20 protein-coding genes are annotated in these 18,551 nt (G+C 45.1%); 10 read left to right on the forward strand and 10 right to left on the reverse strand.

Features of this window, described 5'->3' with window-relative positions:
• Positions 1 to 95: 95 nt before the first annotated feature.
• Complete coding sequence (locus tag ACO08K_RS18670; RefSeq protein WP_421797930.1) at positions 96 to 1,490, reverse strand: ABC transporter permease; 1,395 nt, start codon at positions 1,488 to 1,490, stop codon at positions 96 to 98.
• Positions 1,491 to 1,618: 128 nt separating this feature from the next.
• Positions 1,619 to 2,245, reverse strand: a complete 627-nt coding sequence (locus ACO08K_RS18675; protein WP_421797931.1) for an ABC transporter ATP-binding protein — start codon at positions 2,243 to 2,245, stop codon at positions 1,619 to 1,621.
• A gap of 83 nt (positions 2,246 to 2,328) precedes the next feature.
• Here ACO08K_RS18675 and ACO08K_RS18680 point away from each other — a divergent pair, with 83 nt between their 5' ends.
• Complete coding sequence (locus ACO08K_RS18680) at positions 2,329 to 2,760, forward strand: hypothetical protein (RefSeq protein ID WP_421797932.1); 432 nt, start codon at positions 2,329 to 2,331, stop codon at positions 2,758 to 2,760.
• A gap of 417 nt (positions 2,761 to 3,177) precedes the next feature.
• On the opposite strand, the gene ACO08K_RS18685 is transcribed toward ACO08K_RS18680, so the two are convergent.
• On the reverse strand, positions 3,178 to 3,849 hold the full coding sequence (locus ACO08K_RS18685) for an RluA family pseudouridine synthase (RefSeq protein ID WP_421797933.1): 672 nt from the start codon (positions 3,847 to 3,849) through the stop codon (positions 3,178 to 3,180).
• 94 nt (positions 3,850 to 3,943) lie between these two features.
• On the opposite strand from ACO08K_RS18685, the gene ACO08K_RS18690 reads away from it, so the two are divergent.
• Positions 3,944 to 4,180, forward strand: coding sequence for a CDGSH iron-sulfur domain-containing protein (locus ACO08K_RS18690; protein ID WP_421797934.1), 237 nt, complete (start codon positions 3,944 to 3,946; stop codon positions 4,178 to 4,180).
• 102 nt (positions 4,181 to 4,282) lie between these two features.
• On the opposite strand, the gene ACO08K_RS18695 is transcribed toward ACO08K_RS18690, so the two are convergent.
• Together ACO08K_RS18695 and pdxA are read right to left on the reverse strand one after the other, a co-directional pair.
• On the reverse strand, positions 4,283 to 5,008 hold the full coding sequence (locus ACO08K_RS18695) for a lipoprotein signal peptidase (protein WP_421797935.1): 726 nt from the start codon (positions 5,006 to 5,008) through the stop codon (positions 4,283 to 4,285).
• 131 nt (positions 5,009 to 5,139) lie between these two features.
• Positions 5,140 to 6,327, reverse strand: coding sequence for a 4-hydroxythreonine-4-phosphate dehydrogenase PdxA (gene pdxA / locus ACO08K_RS18700; protein WP_421797936.1), 1,188 nt, complete (start codon positions 6,325 to 6,327; stop codon positions 5,140 to 5,142).
• A gap of 75 nt (positions 6,328 to 6,402) precedes the next feature.
• On the opposite strand from pdxA, the gene rsmA reads away from it, so the two are divergent.
• The 7 genes from rsmA to ACO08K_RS18735 all read left to right on the forward strand — a co-directional run bounded on the left by rsmA (position 6,403) and on the right by ACO08K_RS18735 (position 13,099).
• Complete coding sequence (gene rsmA, locus ACO08K_RS18705; RefSeq protein ID WP_421797937.1) at positions 6,403 to 7,182, forward strand: 16S rRNA (adenine(1518)-N(6)/adenine(1519)-N(6))-dimethyltransferase RsmA; 780 nt, start codon at positions 6,403 to 6,405, stop codon at positions 7,180 to 7,182.
• Positions 7,183 to 7,428: 246 nt separating this feature from the next.
• Positions 7,429 to 8,469 carry a sensor histidine kinase gene (locus ACO08K_RS18710; protein ID WP_421797938.1) on the forward strand — a complete coding sequence of 347 codons (1,041 nt, stop codon included), beginning with the start codon at positions 7,429 to 7,431 and terminating at the stop codon, positions 8,467 to 8,469.
• Between the two features lie 75 nt (positions 8,470 to 8,544).
• On the forward strand, positions 8,545 to 9,225 hold the full coding sequence (locus tag ACO08K_RS18715; protein ID WP_421797939.1) for a response regulator: 681 nt from the start codon (positions 8,545 to 8,547) through the stop codon (positions 9,223 to 9,225).
• Between the two features lie 10 nt (positions 9,226 to 9,235).
• Positions 9,236 to 10,618 carry a C39 family peptidase gene (locus tag ACO08K_RS18720; protein WP_421797940.1) on the forward strand — a complete coding sequence of 461 codons (1,383 nt, stop codon included), beginning with the start codon at positions 9,236 to 9,238 and terminating at the stop codon, positions 10,616 to 10,618.
• 22 nt (positions 10,619 to 10,640) lie between these two features.
• Positions 10,641 to 11,093, forward strand: coding sequence for a hypothetical protein (locus ACO08K_RS18725; RefSeq protein ID WP_421797941.1), 453 nt, complete (start codon positions 10,641 to 10,643; stop codon positions 11,091 to 11,093).
• Between the two features lie 77 nt (positions 11,094 to 11,170).
• Positions 11,171 to 11,902 carry a hypothetical protein gene (locus tag ACO08K_RS18730; protein ID WP_421797942.1) on the forward strand — a complete coding sequence of 244 codons (732 nt, stop codon included), beginning with the start codon at positions 11,171 to 11,173 and terminating at the stop codon, positions 11,900 to 11,902.
• 483 nt (positions 11,903 to 12,385) lie between these two features.
• On the forward strand, positions 12,386 to 13,099 hold the full coding sequence (locus tag ACO08K_RS18735; RefSeq protein WP_421797943.1) for an MIP/aquaporin family protein: 714 nt from the start codon (positions 12,386 to 12,388) through the stop codon (positions 13,097 to 13,099).
• Between the two features lie 110 nt (positions 13,100 to 13,209).
• Here the strand turns inward: ACO08K_RS18735 and ACO08K_RS18740 are convergent, their stop codons facing one another.
• The 4 genes from ACO08K_RS18740 to ACO08K_RS18755 all read right to left on the reverse strand — a co-directional run bounded on the left by ACO08K_RS18740 (position 13,210) and on the right by ACO08K_RS18755 (position 16,620).
• The gene (locus ACO08K_RS18740) at positions 13,210 to 13,332 is read right to left on the reverse strand and encodes a hypothetical protein (RefSeq protein WP_421797944.1); all 123 of its coding nucleotides are present in this window, start codon (positions 13,330 to 13,332) and stop codon (positions 13,210 to 13,212) included.
• An 82-nt stretch (positions 13,333 to 13,414) separates the two neighbouring features.
• A complete protein-coding gene (locus ACO08K_RS18745; protein WP_421797945.1) occupies positions 13,415 to 15,001 on the reverse strand; it encodes a sodium-dependent transporter in 1,587 nt (528 codons plus the stop codon).
• A 56-nt stretch (positions 15,002 to 15,057) separates the two neighbouring features.
• On the reverse strand, positions 15,058 to 15,594 hold the full coding sequence (gene dcd, locus ACO08K_RS18750) for a dCTP deaminase (RefSeq protein ID WP_320032267.1): 537 nt from the start codon (positions 15,592 to 15,594) through the stop codon (positions 15,058 to 15,060).
• Between the two features lie 111 nt (positions 15,595 to 15,705).
• Positions 15,706 to 16,620 (reverse strand): WD40 repeat domain-containing protein, encoded by a 915-nt coding sequence (locus ACO08K_RS18755; RefSeq protein ID WP_421797946.1) that lies wholly within the window; start codon positions 16,618 to 16,620, stop codon positions 15,706 to 15,708.
• Between the two features lie 263 nt (positions 16,621 to 16,883).
• Between ACO08K_RS18755 and ACO08K_RS18760 the strand changes: the two genes are divergently transcribed.
• Complete coding sequence (locus tag ACO08K_RS18760) at positions 16,884 to 17,519, forward strand: 4'-phosphopantetheinyl transferase family protein (RefSeq protein WP_421797947.1); 636 nt, start codon at positions 16,884 to 16,886, stop codon at positions 17,517 to 17,519.
• A 115-nt stretch (positions 17,520 to 17,634) separates the two neighbouring features.
• Here the strand turns inward: ACO08K_RS18760 and ACO08K_RS18765 are convergent, their stop codons facing one another.
• The gene (locus ACO08K_RS18765) at positions 17,635 to 18,447 is read right to left on the reverse strand and encodes a hypothetical protein (RefSeq protein ID WP_421797948.1); all 813 of its coding nucleotides are present in this window, start codon (positions 18,445 to 18,447) and stop codon (positions 17,635 to 17,637) included.
• Positions 18,448 to 18,551 lie beyond the last annotated feature (104 nt).

Consider the following 18,551-nt stretch of genomic DNA (forward strand, 5'->3'; position numbering starts at 1 on the left):
TTAAAGCCACAAAGGCGCTAAGACACCAAGCAAAACCCTGCTTTTTTCGTGTCTTAGCGCCTTTGTGGCTAAAATAATGTCGCTTTGGTTAAAACCTACCCCTCCGCCAAAGTCTCCGAAATATCCGTATTCCTTGCCTGAATCGCCGGAATCACCGCAGCTACAAATCCTACTGCCAGTGCTCCCAGGAGCAAATACCCTTCTTCCAAAAGGAAAGTACGCCCGGTAAACGTATAACGGTAAGCGGCTTTCATTTCTCCAGCCAGCAATTCCATACCGCCATGGCTGATCGCCAGACCAATCAGGTACCCAAAAATGGCCAATAAGAGCCCCTCCATAATGATCATGGCAAACAACTTGCCGGGGGAGGCCCCCATTGTGCGCATCAGCGCCAGTTCATAGCGCCGATCCCGCAAGGAAGAAAACAGCGAGATAAAAATGCTCAAGCCCGATACCCCCATGATGATGAAGGCCAACCAACGCAGCGCATCCTGCCCGACCCCCATCAAGCTGTACAAGCGGGTAATTTCGATGGCCGGGGTAGCTGCCTGCATGCTGGTATTTTGGTTGATCATGCGTTGCAGGTTGAGGGTGGTGATGTTGTGCCCATTGAATTGGAGCAGCAGAGCGGTAATGTCTTTGTCGGGGTATTCTAAAATGGATTTGAGCTGGTGCTCTTCCGCATGATCGTGGGGTGCCTCATCGTCATTCTGGTGGTCTTCTTCCTGATTGGTGAGTGCGATCTGGTTGATTTGTTGGGTGTTATCGGCGTGGTTTTCCGCAATGCTATCTTCGGCCGCGTGTTCCTCGTCGTTGTGTTCGGCTTCCTCTGGCTCCTCGACAGTGGGTGCAGCGCCCATCCCGGCGTGTTCGTGCACCTCCCAAATGCTTTGCGCCGGGGTAAGCAGGAGTTGATCGATGGAGGCCCCGGTAGGTTTCATGATTCCCACTACTTTAAAGGCGTGGCCTTCGTGAACCAGGTTGTCGTCTTCAATCAAGCCATGTGAGCTTTGAAAGGTACTGCCCACTTTTAAGCCCAGTTCCTGCGCAGCCGTAGCACCGGCGAGTACTTCCATTACCGCTTTGAAGGAGCGGCCAGTGTTCACTTTGGCTTTGTACAGCTCTAAAAAGTTGGCGGTAGTGCCCACAATCCGGTATCCCCGATAACTATCCCCCAGGGAAAGAGGAATGGCGGATTTGATGAAGGGGTTTTTGGGGTTGAGGTAGGGCATGACGCCCTTGATGGGAATGTTTCCCGTAGGTGCGTCGATGTGGTACATGCTCGACAAAATCAGCTGCAAAGGGCTGCCTTTGGCGCCAATCACCAGATCGATACCCGCGAGATTTTTTTCAAATTTTTCGCTGATTTGGTGGTTGATGAGCAACAAAAAAGAAATGAGCCCTACGCCCAGTGCAAAAAGCACGAGGCTGAGCAGCATGGTGAGTGGTTTATTGCTGAGGTTTTTCCAGCTTAGGTTGAGTAAGGTCATTTGAGTATGTTTAGCCTCCCAAGACTAAAGTCATGGGTTAGGGCGGTGGATTCCCTCCTCCCACGGCTAAAGCCATGGGTTAGAGCTGTGTTGGTCCCTCCCACGGCTAAAGCCATGGGTTGGGGGAGCTAGAGGGCGATTTGGTTCGGGAAGCGGTCTTTGAGTCGTTTATCGTGGGTGACTACGAGCAGGGTAGAGCCCAGGGCACTCGCTTGCTCTTCGAGCAGGTTAATGACCTCGGTGGCGTTGTGATCGTCCAGGGCTGAGGTGGGTTCGTCTGCCAGAATGATGGGGGCTTGATTGACGAGGGCTCGGGCGATGGCGGCGCGCTGTTGCTCACCAATGCTCAGGCGATCGGGTTTGAGGCGGAACTTATCTCCGATGTTGAGCCTTTCGAGCAGTTCTACAATCCGTTCCCGGTTGGGTTTTAATCCGGCCAATTGTTGGGCCAGGGCCAGGTTTTCACCAATGCTGAGGGCCCGCACAAAATGAGATTTTTGGAAAACGATGCCGATGTTTTTGCCCCTAAACTGGTCCAGTGCCGAAGCACGTAGTTGACCCAATTCGGTGTTCCCAATCTGGATGGAGCCACCAGTGGGCGAAAGTAAGCCACCGAGCAAATGGAGCAAAGTGGTTTTTCCACTACCTGATTGTCCCAGCAAAAGCCAATGTTCACCTTTTTGCAGGCTAAAATCGGGAAAGTTCATCACCTGATTGCGGGTGTAACTGAACTGTAATTGTTTGATTGCTAACATGGAATAAAAATAAGCGATTTGGTTAGTGGATTACTCAGGTAATGTTAACTTTGATAGATTCTTCAAAAATAAACATCTTTACCATGCGCTTGTTGGTCTACTCTTCAATTTTTCTACTTTTTTTTACGGCTTGTCAGCCAGAGTCCAAAACCAAGGACAATGGAACGGGCTTGACTACCGATCCACCTAAGGCTAAGGTCAGTTTTCGATGCGAATTCGTTGGCGAAGACAAAAATGAGGTACCCCATAATCAGGTTTTTTTGGTGGTCAACGACCGAAGTACCAAAGTTGCCGATGTTACCGCCTGTGATGAAATTACCAAGGATGGCTACCTCAATTTTCAAATCCCTTCCAATGCTATAGCTGCCTGCGGAGGTTGGTATGCCGGAGCGGGTGATTACTTTTATGCTCTGGAAGTCAAAGGGAAAGTTGTGGTAATGAAAGGTTGGCAAGCGGAAGAACAAACTGACGAGGGTTACCATTACGAGCAGCACATGGTTGTGCCGATTAAATAGCAATGTATTTTTTTGGTGCATCAATTCATCTCTTTAAACTGGTGCACCAAAAAAATACACATAGCATTTTTTTACAAATTCCTGACAAAAAGTTGCTTGAGATTTAAAAAGTATATATATTTACGCATCGATTTAAGCTATCTACACACCATACACTGAATTGAATCAAACATCACCGTTTGACGAAGTGTGTTTTCTCCCTAATAAGTACATAATTTTCAATTTCAGGTAATTGTACCTGTCCGACCGGAAACCGTACTCAGGCTTCCCACTTGTTTCGCATCCACTAGTGTGTTCGTCATTATACACCAGAGGGCCCCACTGTAATACTTGTCAGCTGGGGCACTTTTTTTTCTACCACTAGACTTTATGAACAGAAGCTCAAAAGCCCTCCGTTCTGTCTCAGGTAGCTTCTATTCATAAAATCTTCCAAATTGGATTGTGTGGAGTTTTTGCATGCAGTAAAATCGGAGCTCCATCGATTGGATCCACAAAGGAAAGGTTATAGGCGTGTAGTGCAATGCCTTTGTCTGCGTAAGTGAGTCCAGCACCGTATTTATCATCCCCAATAATCGGGGTACCCATAGCTGCCAATTGGGCGCGAATCTGGTGAAATTTACCAGTCAGGAGCTCTACCTCCAACAAGGCTTTTTTTCCATCTTCTTTAAGGGTCCGGTAATACAATTGACAGGCGTCCCGCTGCTCACCAGCTTCATCAAAAATTATGGCTTTTTTTTCTTTCTGATCTTTGTACAACCATTGGGAGAGGTGGGCTTCGGGTTTTTCGGGTACACCTTCCACCACTGCGAGGTAAGTTTTTTTGACCTGCCGTTGCGAAAATTGTTCGTTGAGTTTGCGGAGAGCACTCTTTTTTTTGGCCAACAATAATATCCCCGAAGTTACCCGATCAAGGCGATGAACAATGCCCAAAAAAGGCATGGAAGTACTGCGCCTGAGATAGGCAAGTACTTGATCTTCAATGGTGTCATTGGCGCCAATGGTTTTTTCAACGCTCAGACCAAAGGGCTTGTTGACCGCGATCCAGGCTGATGTTTCAGCAATCCACCAATTCGGCTTGTGTTCTGTCATGTTCTCTCAAAGCTGTTGTACAAAATAAGTAGTTCCGCAAAAAAACCATTAGTTTAGAGCCCACAAATGCAGAATTGTCACAAATAAGCACATTATGGAAGAAAAGTCAAATCCTGAAGTTGTTGAAAACCCAACCATCATTGAAGTGATCACCAATGGCCCATTGCGGGTACTGGGTCCTTTGGAAGTAAAACTGGCGGATGGAACCATCGTAAATAAGCCTGGGCCACGCACTACTTTTTGTCGTTGTGGTGCCTCGGCTAACAAACCTTTTTGCGATGGCGCCCATAAAACATTGCCACCTTTTGAAACGGTAGCATCACAGGAATAACATCGGGGCAACGTAAAATTTCGGATTGTAGAGACGCACGGCCGTGCGTCTCTACAATCCGAAATTTTACGTTGCCCCGATGTTACCATATTATCAAATAATTTATTGCGGATTATTCGGCTGGTTGTTCAAATCTTGTGCCTCTGGCAAATCGGGATTGTTGGTTTCCACAGCTGCTGGCATGATTGCTGAAGGAGTGGCGTTTTCTTCCTTTTGATAATAGCGGAAAAAATCGCGCTGAAAAATTAAAATATTGAGCACCCCAACCGTGATGGACACATCTGCAATGTTGAATACGGGTTTAAAGAAGAAGTACTCTTTGCCGCCCAATAAGGGTACCCAATCGGGATAAATGCCTTGCCAAATCGGGAAATACATCATATCCACCACCTTGCCATGTAAAAAGCCAGCGTAGCCCCCCTCCGCAGGAAAAAGCGTAGCCACTTCACAATAATGGCAGGATTGGGAAAAAATCAGGCCATAAAAAGCACTATCGATGATGTTGCCAATGGCTCCAGCCAAAATCAGCCCAAAACTGGCCAATACGCCAAAACGGATCTTTTCATTGATGAGTTGGCGGATAAAAAAAATCAAAAAAATGACGGCAGCAATGCGGAACAGGCTCAGCGCCAATTTGCCGTAATCGCCTCCAAGGTCCCAGCCAAAGGCCATGCCATTGTTTTCCACAAAATGAAGCAGGGCCCAATCGAAGCCCAAAATTTGGATTTCAGCCCCGTATTCCATATGGGTTTTGACGCCGATCTTCAATGCCTGATCGGCCAGCAAAACCAAAAAAATCAAGATTCCTACTTTAGTGGATGGCTTCATAGTATGATTGAGAGGTTGAGGAGGTTGAGGAGTTGAGAAGTTGAGGCTGCCGCGAGCGACTTAGACAAGGACATGTCAAAATCGCTCGCGGCAGCCTCAACTCCTCAACCCCTCAACTCCTCAACTTGGTATTATTGTTCTTCTTCGTCCTCCTCGTATCCTTCGTCCTCGTAGGCCTGATCGTCTTCCAGTTCATCCTCCAGTTCGTCTTCGAGTTCTTCTTCCTCTTCTTCAATGCCACTTTCCGACTTTATCTTGCTGCGGCGCACCAATGCATTGGCGCGATCGCCGTAGTATTCCTTGCGGTTTTTGGCAATTTCGATGGCCATGAACAAGGCTTCGCGAAACGAATCGGGATCGGCTTCGTTTTTACCGGCAATGTCATAAGCTGTACCATGATCGGGCGAGGTGCGTACCGCGCTTAATCCCGCTGTATAGTTGATGCCACTTCCAAAGGCCAGCAATTTAAAGGGAATCAGACCTTGATCGTGGTAAATGGCCAAAATGCCATCAAATTTTTTGTAATAACCCGCGCCAAAAAAGCCATCAGCAGGGTAGGGCCCCATGGCCAGCATGCCGTGCTTTTTGGCCTCAATGATAGCCGGACGGATGATGCGATCGTCTTCGTCGCCCAAAACACCCCCATCCCCGGCGTGCGGGTTCATGCCCAAAACCGCGATGGTGGGGCGATCAATACCAAAATCGATCCGCAGGGTTTCTTCAAAGGTTTTGAGTTTGCGGGCAATCAGGTCCTTGGTCACTTTGCCTGCTACTTCGCGTATAGGCAGGTGATTGGTCGCTACACCGATGCGCAGCTCCTCACTAACCATCAACATGAGGCTTTCTTTGCCATTGCCCAATTCCTGGGTCAAAAACTCGGTATGCCCAGGGAAGGGGAAGTTTGCCATTTGCATGGCCTCTTTATTGATAGGAGCCGTAACCAGGGCGTCGATGTTGCCAGCTTTCAATTCTTTGACCGCAAAATCGAGGGCCATATAAGCATACTTACCACTGACATCGGTGGGTTTTCCCAGCAAAATATTGACATTCTCCTGCCAGCAATTCACCACATTGACCCGGTCGGGAAAAACCCGTTCGGCGTTGCGAATTTGCTGAAAAAGAAAATCAATACCGACGATGTTTTTGTGGTATGAAACGATCTTGGAAGACCCATATAAGACGGGGACGCAAAAGTCGATTATTTTGGGGTTGGCCAGAGTTTTGATGATCACCTCCAGTCCAATACCATTGATATCTCCGATGCTGATGCCGATTTTTAGTTTGTCCAGTTTTTCCTGGGCTGCTGCTTGTTCATTCATCACAGTAAAAATCCTACGGGTTGCTGTAATTTTGATAGTTTTGCAAAGTAATGGTAAAAAAAGCAGAAAATTGTTTTGAAAGCTAAAAAATCCTTCGGGCAACACTTTCTCAATCGGGAAGAAATTGCAGAACGCATCGCCGATAGTTTAACGATAAACAACGAATTGGGCCATCCTGTTTTGGAAGTCGGCCCGGGAAAGGGCATGTTGACCAAATATTTGCTCAAGCAATACCCTTTGCTCAAGGTGGTAGAGGCCGATGTAGACATGGTCAATTACCTGCACAAATATTACCCTCAACTGGAAAATCGCGTGATCTCCGGCGATTTTTTAAAAGTCGACCTGGCGGCAGTCTTTGAGGGCCAAAGTTTTAGTTTGATCGGGAATTTCCCTTACAATATTTCTTCCCAGATCGTTTTTCACATGATCAAATACCGCGCCATCGTACCCGAGATGGTGGGGATGTTCCAAAAGGAAATGGCCGATCGCATCATTGCTAAACCCGGAGGTAAGGATTACGGCGTGATCAGTGTGCTGGCACAGGCCTATTACGAGGGCAAGACCCTCTTCAATGTGGACAAAAGTTGTTTTAGCCCGCCACCCAAAGTACAGTCGGCGGTCATTCGTTTGATTCGCAAGGAAAATCAGGATTTGGGCTGTGATGAGGGGCTGTTTCGGCAGGTGGTCAAAACCTCCTTTAACCAACGGCGAAAGATGTTGCGGAATACCCTAAAGCCGCTCTTCCCGGAAGGCAGTACGGAATTGGAGGATGAATTTTTTCAAAAAAGGCCGGAGCAGTTGAGTTTGGCGGATTTTGTGAGGGTGACCCAGCTTTTGGGGAAACAGACTACTTGATGCATTCAAGAAGCAGGTGACTCCACAAATATTTTAGTCTTACATTGGCTAAATGCATGGTTTATTTTGTGTTATGTTAAAAAAATAATGTTTTCTGATTTTATTTTTTTATTTTTAGGGAGTATAACAAACCCTTAGACGATGAAACCCTGTGCCGTCCTCCCGTTTTCCGTGCATTTTGGCTTACACTTACCTTTAGGGAGCTATGTTTCCTTCATAAAGCTTGCAACCACCGCATCGATACTGTTGGTATCTCAACTTGCTTTTGCACAAGTAAAAATTGATAGCATCAATGGCCAAGCATGGACAGGGGCTGAACCCGAATTTCCTTTGGCTGCTACTCAGGATATTCTGGAGATCAAATTGAAGCCTATCGATTCCACGGATCTTGAGATTATTTATGTTTATCAGCTAAAGGGTGTTGATGAAAAACTCATATCCAGCATCAGTCCAAAAATCCGCTATACTTTTCTCAAAGGAGGTGAGTATGAATTCAATTATGTCATTCTATCCAAGGGGAAAAAAGTAAAGTTTCAAACCCTCAAAATTAAGGTAGAAGAGGAGTTGGCAGAAACCTGGTGGTTTTATCCGTCCATTGTTTTTTACATTGTTTTGATTCTGGGGGCCATCGTTTATTTCTGGGCGATATATAACCTGAGGCAAAATTTAAAGATGCAATTGATTCGCAACCGGATCGCCAGTGATTTACACGATGAAATAGGTTCTTCTTTGTCCAGTATTAAGTTAGATATCGAAAAAATCCAGACCCAACTTGATGAACCCAAAGCATTCATCCATGCTGCTTTGGAGGAAGTGCGCCAAACGGCTGAAGAAATCATTACCAACTTGCGAGATACCGTCTGGACCATTAAAACGGATAACGATGATTTTCTGCGTTTGGTTGAACGCATCAAATCAACGGCGAGTAAATTGCTTAGAAATCGCGGCATCAACTTGGATTTTGCGAGTGATTTGAGTGAAAAAAATAATTTTAAGATCGGCATGGAGCAACGCCGTAATGTCTTTTTAATTTTTAAAGAATCTTTGCACAATACCATCAAATACGCCGAAGCCCAGCAAGTGAGCATCAAATTCTCGCCTCACAATCACGACTGGATTGAAATGAAAATAGACGACAACGGGAAGGGATTCAGCCGGGAAGTACCAAGTGAAGGAAATGGGCTCTCCAATTTTGAAACCCGCTCAGCGGAAAGTTTTTTCAAATTTTCATTGGACACTGCACCTGGGCAGGGGACCCACATCAGGGTTTTGATACCCAAACTTTAAACATACCCCCCAATTCTGGGGATAGGTAAGCTGGAAATAGTATACGATTTTTGGTCATTGTAAAATTCAGAGGCTATGATTCGAGCAATATTATTTGAGGACAATCCAAAATTCAGGAAAAGCCTGGCTGATTATTTAGCTGATGACAAAGACGTGGAGCTGATAGCTGCTTTTCCCAATGCCAAGGAGGCCTTGAAAAAAATAAAGGAGATCAACCCCGATATTGTTTTGATGGATATACAAATGCCGGGTAAAACGGGTATAGAAGCACTTATTGAGATCCGTAAGGCCAAAATGACCACCAAAGTATTGATGCTTACTGGTTTTGATGACGACGACAAAATTTTCAGTTCCCTCCGTGCAGGTGCCAATGGGTATGCTTTGAAAGCAACCGAAGATGAAGTAGAAGGGATCAATCTGATTCAGGCCATTAAAGACGTAGCTACTTCCGAGCGCTGCGGCTACATGTCGCCTTCCATTGCGTACAAAGTCATTAACTTTTTTAATGACAAAACCATATTCGAAAAACCCAATTTCAAACCCCTTTCGGCAAAGCAAAAAGAAATTTTGGAGCTACTCGCCGATGGTCTCAGCCGCAAAATGATTGCAGACGAAATGGGGATCAAAGAATACACCGTGGGGGATCACATCAAAGCCATTTATGAAAAACTGGATGTGAACTCGGCCCTTGAGGCGGTGAAGAAGTGGCGGTTGTTTCAGTTTATGGTTTTATTAATTGGATTGTTTTATAAATAAAAAAATAAATATGAAGAAGGTTATATTTTTTACTTTATTCTTGAGCTTGTCAACAATGATTATCGGACAAACGATATTGGATGTCCCAATGTGTAAACAGCAAAAGTCGCTTTGGTGCTGGGCTGCGAGTGCTGAGATGATCGATAAATTTCATAACAGAGACATTACTACCTCTGGAGGCACATTGAGCACCCAATGTCAAATTGTAGATTTTTTTCTTGATGGTTTACACGGTTCAGCGCCGAGATATGGCATAGATACAGATGACTTCCCGTTATCTGTTTCTTCAGAATGCTGCGGAACTTGTTTGTGCGACGACAGTGGAACCCCTGGGAATTTTACTATACCTTATTTTTATCCCTCTTATTTTTTCAATTCAACTTACTCCTCGGTGTTTCACAAATTGGGATATTATAATACTATGTTAAAAGAGTTGGTATTTAGTGATATAGTAAAAGAGATTAATTACTGTATGCCTTTGGTTTTAGGACTTGAGTATGGCAGTGGAGCGGGGGAAGATGCAGATTCCGGCAACCACATTGTCGTGATTAGTGGATACGAAGAAACGTCGGACCATCAACAAATTTTACATATAAACGACCCCATGAATTTTGTAGAAAACTCTTGTGAAATTGCTCCAATAAGCATGATAAATTTGAGCATGATAGGTGATGATGAGATAGTTTCAAAAATTGACTATTTACTAGCTGGAATTAGACCTAGAAACAAACGCTTGTGTGATTCCTGCGTATTTAAGACTGACCCTTTTACCAGCAAAGACTCTCAGTTATCAGTTTCATCTGCACAATTGAAGGCCTTCAAGGAAGATTTAAGTTATGAGGGGTTGATTCGAAAACTAGCTAACGAAAAGAATTATATTAAAATGCCCGTGAATTATATGAGGTTGAAAGCTTCAAGAAACATTTTTCTCCGTAAAAATTACAAGAAAACTGATTTCGTAATCGCAAGAGATACAGATTTTTATTACTTTAATGAGAAAAAAAATAATATTCTTACTAAGCAACTTGTAAAAAAAGAACTAAAAATTACCCAAGTAAAAACGGGTAGGTATCCTATTGTTTTTTCTATACAAGTGAATAGGAAACTTATTCCTGTTAATTTACAGGAGGATAGGAGTATTGAGTTACAGCTGATTAGGGCTTATGGCCCTTTGTACAAAGAATATTATTATGTAAAAAAAGATAAAGCTGAGTATTTTTTTGACCCTAAAGATTTTGAAATATCCTCTGGAAATAAAATTGACAAGCCAATAGTTCCATTAAACCCAAAGGTTCTAAAAAAAGAGCTTAGGCAAAATGATTACTTAAACCCCAAAAAACTGAACATACAAAGTCAATTGGAAGAAGTCCGTTCTAAGGTCTTTAACAAGTGATTAATCAATAAAAAATTTCATTATGGGAGCTATTTTCGAATTTACCGCCGGTCAAGGATTCAATAAAGATGACTTGAGAACCGAGACTACGGCACTTGGTAATGTAATTACCTTTTTAGCGCATGACTCGCAAATAGAACAACTGTTTGCTTATCAAGACAATAAGCACATTGCTATTCGAGTAATGGACTACGGAGACATGGCAAACGTCAGAGTGTCATGGTTGTCCGTATCTAGGCTTTGGATAGATAAAATAAGCATATTGCCTCACATTCCGGATTACTATTTTATTTTATCGGAAGCCGTATATGATTCTCTGAAAGCAAAAGCAAGAGGCAGCAATACCATTGCATTTAGACTTGGGAAAAATGAAAATCGCCCAATTACTGCACATCTTGTAATGGGTTCATACACAGATTTTATCGGTGGTGGTGGTGGTGGCCTTCTACATGGTGCAAAAGTTCCATCTCCTTAGTATTACTCTGTCAAAATGGAGTTAAAGGTAAAATTTTGTCTTTAACTCCATAATTCTTCACTTTAAAATTGGATGCCATGCCCCAAGATCCCGAAGCCGCAGCTTTCTATGTTTGGCTAATATTGACAAGAATAGCTTTGGTAACTATGCTTTTGCCGATTGTAGCTTCGATAAAGCACTTAAAAGCATTAAATAAGCCCCTAAAAGTTTTTTATTATTTTTTAATCGCACACTTGATTACAGCACTTGGGGAACAAGTCGTTTTTTATTTAATGAATAACAAACCACATATAATTCAACCTTTATTAGCTTTTTTTTCGTTGAAAACTTTTAATTTTTATGAAATCTTTTTTATTCTTACTAATTTTTCTCTACTCGGCTATTTTTTCTATTTATTACTATTACCTAGACCCAAAGCTAAATGGGTACTTTGGACGTCGTATAGTCTTTTGGCTGCGATTTTGATAAATTTCTTCTTTATAGAAGGGCCAGACGCTTATGGTTCCTTCAATTCTACCTCATTAGCAATCTTCAATTTCGTACTTCCGATCATATACATGTGGATACTTTACCACACTGACTCTAAAGTTCCACTTAACAAGAATCCTTATTTTTGGGTAAATATTGGTTTAATCATCCCTAATCTACTCAGCATATTTTTATATTTCGCTGGAGATAAAATCTCTAATACAGACTATCTCCTATTCATTAAAATCATGATTGGTCGTTCCATCATTGAAATGATCAGCCAACTCCTATTCACCATCGGCTTTTCGTATGGCCGATATGCTCAATTCCTTCGCCAATAGTGCGATATGCCCCCTGATCCGGGGATGTTTTTGGAGGATTTTCCCACGTATCTTTACATCATGAGAACGATAGAGCACTGTATCCCTGAGGGTTTGGCGCTTGTTCCCGGTTGGTCGTGTAAAACTAAAACCCTACAACAATTTATTAATTTGACTTACGATTGCCGGGACCGCCCCCTTTTACAGTTTTATTGTGATGTACTAATAAAAAGCCAACAACACTGAAATACTTGTAGCGTGCTATTTTTTTGTGCCCTAAGTAAAACACTCTGTGAACCCCAAGTATTCCAACTAGACCCCTATACAAAGCCAGTAAGCGTGCCTCCCAAGCCCTTACTGGCATTTTTTTTGGGCTAGCTCATCACTTACAAAGCAAATTTGCAAGATTCAAATCCCCTTACTATCTTGTTCAGCAGTCCTAGAACAATTCAACTCATTCCTTGGAGGTGCTCAACAAGGCAACTCTTAAAACCCTTTCATCCAATGACCACTTCTCCTTTTTTAGGCGAGCTCATCGGTACCGCCGTTTTGATTTTGCTTGGCAATGGTGTAGTCGCCAACGTATTGCTCAACAAAACCAAAGGCAACAATGGTGGGCTTATTGCCATCACCGCAGGTTGGGCCTTTGCGGTGACCATCGGAATTTTTGTTGCACAAAAATTTGGCAGTGCTGACGCGCACCTCAACCCCGCTGTAACCATCGCCATGGCGATCAAAAACAGTGATTACAGCAATGTTCTGCCATTCATAGCCGCTCAAATGATCGGCGCAATCCTGGGAGCCACGCTGGTTTGGTTGCATCACTTACCTCACTGGGGCGCTACCAATGATCAAGGCCTAAAACTGGCCGCTTTCAGTACCAGCCCTGCCATTGCCAATGCTCCCGCCAACCTCATCAGTGAGATCATTGGTACCATGGTATTGCTCATTGGAGTGATTGCGCTGTATGCGGAAGCAGGTTCGGGCTTGTCCCCTTATTTGGTGGGTGTATTGGTGTGGGCCATCGGTTTGAGTCTGGGCGGTACTACGGGGTACGCGATTAATCCGGCGCGGGATTTAGGGCCACGGATTGCCCATGCGATTTTGCCCATTGCGGGCAAGGGCGGAAGTGATTGGGGGTACGCCTGGGTTCCGGTGCTTGGGCCAGTTATCGCCGCAGTGATTGCCGGGGCGATTATGAGTGGGTTTGGCTTTTAGGAAAGATAAAAACCAAGCAACTTAATTTTCAGTTGCTCCTTAAATTAAAAAGAGCTTGAGGGCGATTTATTTGCCCCAAGCTCTTTTTGTATCAACTTGATGATGAAGCACTAAGCCTCGTCATCATCGTGCTTTTGTGCTGGCGTGGTCAATACTTTGTAAAAAAAGTACGCGGTGAACGCAGCCACCGTAATATTTGCGCCAAGATACATCAACAATGCAGTTGTGTTCATGATAGTTGATTTTTAGTGACACAGAAACATGAGTCATCCCGAAAATTCGAGATGACTCATGTTTTGCGTCATACATAAGTAATTAATGGGTAAATCTACCTTCGCGCATGCGCTTGCGGTAGGCCACGTATACGAGTACGGCAACACCCACCCAAATGGCTAAAAGCCCCAGGCGTGCGATGTTTTGGTACATTATTGTTTTTTTCAGGTGATCAATCACTGCAGGGTCGGTCGCTTCAGCAATTTGAGCGTACAGGCCCGTGTTCATGATTTTGTCCCAGTTTGCCGGCATACTCGCAAACAATACCCAGCCCAGGATAACCGGAGTCACGTATTGAATGATGTAGCGGAAAATGATCGGCACTTTGATATCGGCACCCCGGGTAATTTCTTCCCAGCCATTTTTCATGCCAAAAACCCAGGCAAACAGAATGAGTTCGAAGAAGGCAAAAATGACCAGGGAAACGGTGCCTGCCCAGTGGTCGTATTCATCGAAGACGCCGTAGTTGAAGTAAAGAACGGTTGGAAGACCCAAAACGGCAACCGTAGCACCAAATGCCCAGGCTGCACTCTCTCTTTTCCAACCAAATTCATCCTGCAGGAAGCCCATACATGGTGTTCCCATCGCCAGCGATGAAGTAATCCCGGCAAAGAACAACAAACCAAACCACATCACGCTGGCCATAACTGCCAGGAAGGGGCCCCATTGTTGGAACAAGAAAGGTAAGGTGCGGAAACCAAGCCCCAAACCACCTACTTTGTTCACCAGTTCCAACATGCCATCGATGCCAAAATACCCCACGGTAATGGGAATCACGATGGCACCACCCAAACACACTTCTACAAATTCGTTCATCCAGCCCGCACTCATGGCGTTGAGCGCCACGTCGTCGCGGGATTTGAGGTAGGAGGAATAACACTGAATACTACCCATGCCCACCGAGAGGGTAAAGAAGATTTGCCCGGCGGCAGCCAGCCAGACCTTAGGCGACCAGATGGTGGAAAAATCAGGGGTCCAGAGGTAATTCAAACCTTCGGTACCAGCATACAAGGCATTTCCACTGCCGGGCTGTAAAGTTACCCCACGAATGGCCAGAATGATGCCAAAAAGGATCAACAAAGGCATCCCAATTTTGGCTACTTTTTCTACCCCGCCACTCAAACCACGGGATAGGATCCAGGTATTGAGCAACAAACAAATGATCCAGAAAATGATTGGCTGAGCATCACTCAATCCGGTATAGTTGGTAAAGAAATTGGCTACTTCATCACGGGTTTGACCATTGAAGGTGCCCGCCACGGAATGCCAGATGTAACCCAAAGTCCAACTTTCCAGGTAGCAATAATAAGCTGCTACAGCCAGGTTGGTGAAAATACCAAATACCCCGATGTATTTCCAGAAGCCGTATTTCGACATGGAATCAAGGATAAAGGGGGTACTGTGGTGGCCGTATTTTCCACCAAATCTACCCATTGCCCATTCCACATAAAGCAGTGGAATACCCATCAATAAAAAACAGACGAGATAGGGAATGATGAAGGAACCACCGCCGTTTTGGATGGCCTGTACCGGGAAGCGCAGGAAGTTACCCAGACCTACCGCGTTACCCGCCATGGCCAGTACCAGGCCAACTCGGGAGCCCCAGGATTCTGTATTGCTACTACTCATACCATTGTGAAGGTTAGTGATTGAATAAGGTTTTATTGGTAAACAAAGATTCAAATTTAAAAACTATTCCGCCACATCATACTTTCTACGGGTTTTTCTGTCCGTTGATTGTATTTGGCGTCGCTTTTGAGGTTGTAGTACCGTTCAATTTCTCCTTCCACCGCAAAGTAGATGAGTTGCCCGATGGGCATGCCTACATATACCCGCACGGGTTGGGTGCACGAAATTTCGAGAGTCCAGGTATTGCAAAAACCTACATCACCTTTTCCTGCGGTAGCGTGAATATCGATGCCCAGGCGGCCAACGCTGGATTTGCCTTCGAGAAAAGGAACAGCGTTGTGCGTTTCGGTGTATTCTTCGGTTACGCCAAGGTACAAAATGCCAGGGTGTAGTACAAAACCCGTTTCAGGGATTTCGAAGTGCTCAATTTCGTTGTGTTTGCGGGCGTCCAGGATTTGGTCTTTGTACGTAGCCAGCCATTTGCCGAGGTGTACATCGTAGGAGTTGGTGCCCAAACAGTCGCGTCGAAAAGGTTCAATGACGATTTTTTTTGCCTCAATTGACTCCAAAATCTTCTTATCCGAAAAAATCATGTGCTCGAGTGGTTTTCTTTGTAGTGGGGCAAAAATAAGTTTTCATCTTTGGCAAAATGAGTTCTTATCTTTTTTATCGCCCTTTCTGGGGGCAAGGTACAAAATTAAATTTTACGACAAACTCCGCCACAACATCATGCTGCGGTCGTCACTAGCAGAAATCAACAGATTGTCGTGCGCTGACCAGAGTAAGGCATTGACCGAATTGACGTGGCAATGGTCCCGGATGGTGTTCAATACCTTATTCAATTTGAAACTTTCAGCGTCCCAGATTTTGATGGTTCGGTCGCGACTGGCGGTGGCAAACAGGGTGCCAGCGGAATTAAAAACAATGTCATTGATGGTAAACAGATGGGCCGCTTGTGAATTGAGCAAATCCAGGTTCTCGGCATCCCAAACGTTGAGTAAGGCATCGCGCCCACCACTGATCAGGTATTTTCCATCCGGGCTGTATTGCACACAAAAAACCGAATGATTGTGGGCTTTAGGAATTTTGGCTTTGATTTGAAAGGTATGCACATCAACAAGGTAGAGGTTGTGGTCGCTGGCACCTACCGCAATTTCCTGACGGATTGGGCAATAGGCCAGGCCACGCAGGCTTTGGTGGCTCAGTTGAATGCTCTCCAGGGTGCGGGCGCTTTGGATGTCCCAACGAGTTAAAATGCCGTCGCCGCCAGCGGTAAAAACTTGCTCCCCTATGCGCAGGATGCGATAAACGCCCTTGCGGTGGTGGGCAATGTTTTTGGTGGCCTCCGGTTCAGCCAGGTCCACCCAATGCACGCCACCATTCATATTGCCGACCACCACTTGCTGGAGATCGGGCAAATGCAGAAGGGAAAAAATTTGGGTGTCCACCTTGGCAATCAGCTTGCCCAACTCCGGCGCTTCCATATCCCAACGCACTACCCAACCCTCACCTGCTCCGGAGAGGAAAAAACGGGGATCATCCGTTGCACTCAGGGCAAATACTGCGGCATTGTGGCCCGTGAGTACGGCGTGGCGTTGATATTGTAAGGAAGAACCCATGTTTTTCTAGGCTTTTTTGACAAAAAATAATGGTGAAAAGTTTAGTTATTTGCAACAAATGGCGCTGACGACTAGCGGCAGAGCCGCAAAACGTCTGTAGATTTAAGGCATGAGACCAGCGTAAAGGTGCAGCGCACCGGAACAATGTCAGCGAAATGTTCCGGTGCGCTGCACCTTCATGCCGGATTTTTGCCATTTTCCTACAGACGTTTCGCGGCTCTGCCGCTGGTCGATGCGCTCAAATATATGCAGATAGACCAGAAATGCCAATCATTAGTCAACATCAAGATCAGAGTACCTACGCCATCTGGCGCATCGAAGAATCCGAAGCGTGGTTTTTGGAGCAGTTACAGCTTAGTGCAGCTGAGCAGGCGCAACTGGAAACGATTAAAGGTTGGCGGAGGATGGAATGGTTGGCCGTTCGACAGTTGGTGGCTGCATTGGTTCCCGGGGAGGAGCGGGCTATGCTGGTCAAGGATGAATACGGGAAACCACATTTGCACAATAGCCCCTTGCAAGTATCAATCAGCCATTCCCATCAGTTGGCAGCAGCGATGGTGGGTGAAAAAGTACTGGGCATTGACATTCAGCAAATCGTAGAAAAAATTGGTCGCCTGGCCCCACGTTTTTTAAGTGCGCGTGAACTGGCTTTTATCCATCCGGCTGAACACCACATTGCCCACTTGCACGTCTGTTGGTGCGCCAAGGAGGCTTTGTACAAAGCTTATGGAAAGCGGGAAATCGATTTTTGTGAGCACCTGCTGCTCGATGCTTTTGACTATCAAACAGCAGGTGGCTCGTTTCAGGGGCGGGTTATCAAGGATGATTTTGAAGCCACGTTTGAGCTACAGTATTCCACTTTTGAAGATTGTATGTTGGTGACGGCGGAGCTAGTTTAACAGTTGAGGAGTTGAGAGGTTGAGGAGTTGAGGCTACCGCGAGCGGCTTAGACAAGGACATTGTCAATGTCGCTCGCGGTAGCCTCAACTTCTCAACTCCTCAACTTCTCAACCTTCACACCAACTCCTCTTCCCAATCCCCGTCTCCCAACTGCAAATTGGCCAATTCATGCATCACGATGGATACAGTGACTGCAGTCACCAATGTGCCTACAATTGGGCCAATTACAGGCACCACGAAACAAATCCGTAGGACCATTCCTACCGCCAGAGCGATGCCAGGAAAACGCAGGGAGTATTTAAAGCTGTCTTTAATTTTCAGGCCGAACATCTCATTGTAGTTGTCCAGAATCAGGATGCCCATAAAGAAACAATGGATAAAAAAGAGAAGGGGCTCCTTAAACCAGCTTACTACCGGGATGCCTTCAATAATAGGTTCAATAATGGCTACGACCACACCTTCAATGGCCATACAAATAGCCCCCAATACAGCGATGCGAATTTGAGCTTTGATGAAGTCGTTGAGGCGGGGTTCCCGCATTTTGTCTTTTAATAAAATGTCTACTGTGCGGTGACAAACATGGAAAATGAAAATTTCGAGTAGGATCAAAACGCCGTAACGGAAGCCTTCGTCAGTAAAAAACTCCCACTGGTTTTTGACCAGATTGTTCACAAAATTGTCCATCGAACTCATTAGCGCCATTGCATTCGAGGTATCCACCGCATTTACGGATTCAAAAACATTCGCCAGGGTTCTGACGCCTGCGATGATGCCCACCAGGATCAAAATTTTGTTCACCCAGCCATAGGCTAGGAAACCTTCCCATAAGCGGTTTTTGCGAAAAAAACGCACAGCCTCCGGAATGGAGTGGAGGGTGTACAAAAATTGATTAAAATGCTCTTTCAGGTAGGTACGAAAGTTTGACATGGTGCGGTACTTGATTTATCGTTCGGGAAAGTGTTCTAAATATAGGGTACAAAACACCTTTGGTCTTTTCAAATTCCGATCAGGGTGGATTTTTTTTGGATCAA

The organism is Haliscomenobacter sp. (assembly GCF_965225875.1).
GTDB lineage: Bacteria > Bacteroidota > Bacteroidia > Chitinophagales > Saprospiraceae > Haliscomenobacter.

Coding starts and splice junctions, on each gene's coding strand:
- ACO08K_RS18670 (WP_421797930.1), bottom strand. CDS start 1,490: ATGACCTTACTCAACCTAAGCTGGAAAAACCTCAGCAATAAACCACTC.
- ACO08K_RS18675 (WP_421797931.1), bottom strand. CDS start 2,245: ATGTTAGCAATCAAACAATTACAGTTCAGTTACACCCGCAATCAGGTG.
- ACO08K_RS18680 (WP_421797932.1), top strand. CDS start 2,329: ATGCGCTTGTTGGTCTACTCTTCAATTTTTCTACTTTTTTTTACGGCT.
- ACO08K_RS18685 (WP_421797933.1), bottom strand. CDS start 3,849: ATGACAGAACACAAGCCGAATTGGTGGATTGCTGAAACATCAGCCTGG.
- ACO08K_RS18690 (WP_421797934.1), top strand. CDS start 3,944: ATGGAAGAAAAGTCAAATCCTGAAGTTGTTGAAAACCCAACCATCATT.
- ACO08K_RS18695 (WP_421797935.1), bottom strand. CDS start 5,008: ATGAAGCCATCCACTAAAGTAGGAATCTTGATTTTTTTGGTTTTGCTG.
- pdxA (WP_421797936.1), bottom strand. CDS start 6,327: ATGAATGAACAAGCAGCAGCCCAGGAAAAACTGGACAAACTAAAAATC.
- ACO08K_RS18715 (WP_421797939.1), top strand. CDS start 8,545: ATGATTCGAGCAATATTATTTGAGGACAATCCAAAATTCAGGAAAAGC.
- ACO08K_RS18720 (WP_421797940.1), top strand. CDS start 9,236: ATGAAGAAGGTTATATTTTTTACTTTATTCTTGAGCTTGTCAACAATG.
- ACO08K_RS18725 (WP_421797941.1), top strand. CDS start 10,641: ATGGGAGCTATTTTCGAATTTACCGCCGGTCAAGGATTCAATAAAGAT.
- ACO08K_RS18730 (WP_421797942.1), top strand. CDS start 11,171: ATGCCCCAAGATCCCGAAGCCGCAGCTTTCTATGTTTGGCTAATATTG.
- ACO08K_RS18735 (WP_421797943.1), top strand. CDS start 12,386: ATGACCACTTCTCCTTTTTTAGGCGAGCTCATCGGTACCGCCGTTTTG.
- ACO08K_RS18740 (WP_421797944.1), bottom strand. CDS start 13,332: ATGAACACAACTGCATTGTTGATGTATCTTGGCGCAAATATTACGGTG.
- ACO08K_RS18745 (WP_421797945.1), bottom strand. CDS start 15,001: ATGAGTAGTAGCAATACAGAATCCTGGGGCTCCCGAGTTGGCCTGGTA.
- dcd (WP_320032267.1), bottom strand. CDS start 15,594: ATGATTTTTTCGGATAAGAAGATTTTGGAGTCAATTGAGGCAAAAAAA.
- ACO08K_RS18755 (WP_421797946.1), bottom strand. CDS start 16,620: ATGGGTTCTTCCTTACAATATCAACGCCACGCCGTACTCACGGGCCAC.
- ACO08K_RS18760 (WP_421797947.1), top strand. CDS start 16,884: ATGCCAATCATTAGTCAACATCAAGATCAGAGTACCTACGCCATCTGG.
- ACO08K_RS18765 (WP_421797948.1), bottom strand. CDS start 18,447: ATGTCAAACTTTCGTACCTACCTGAAAGAGCATTTTAATCAATTTTTG.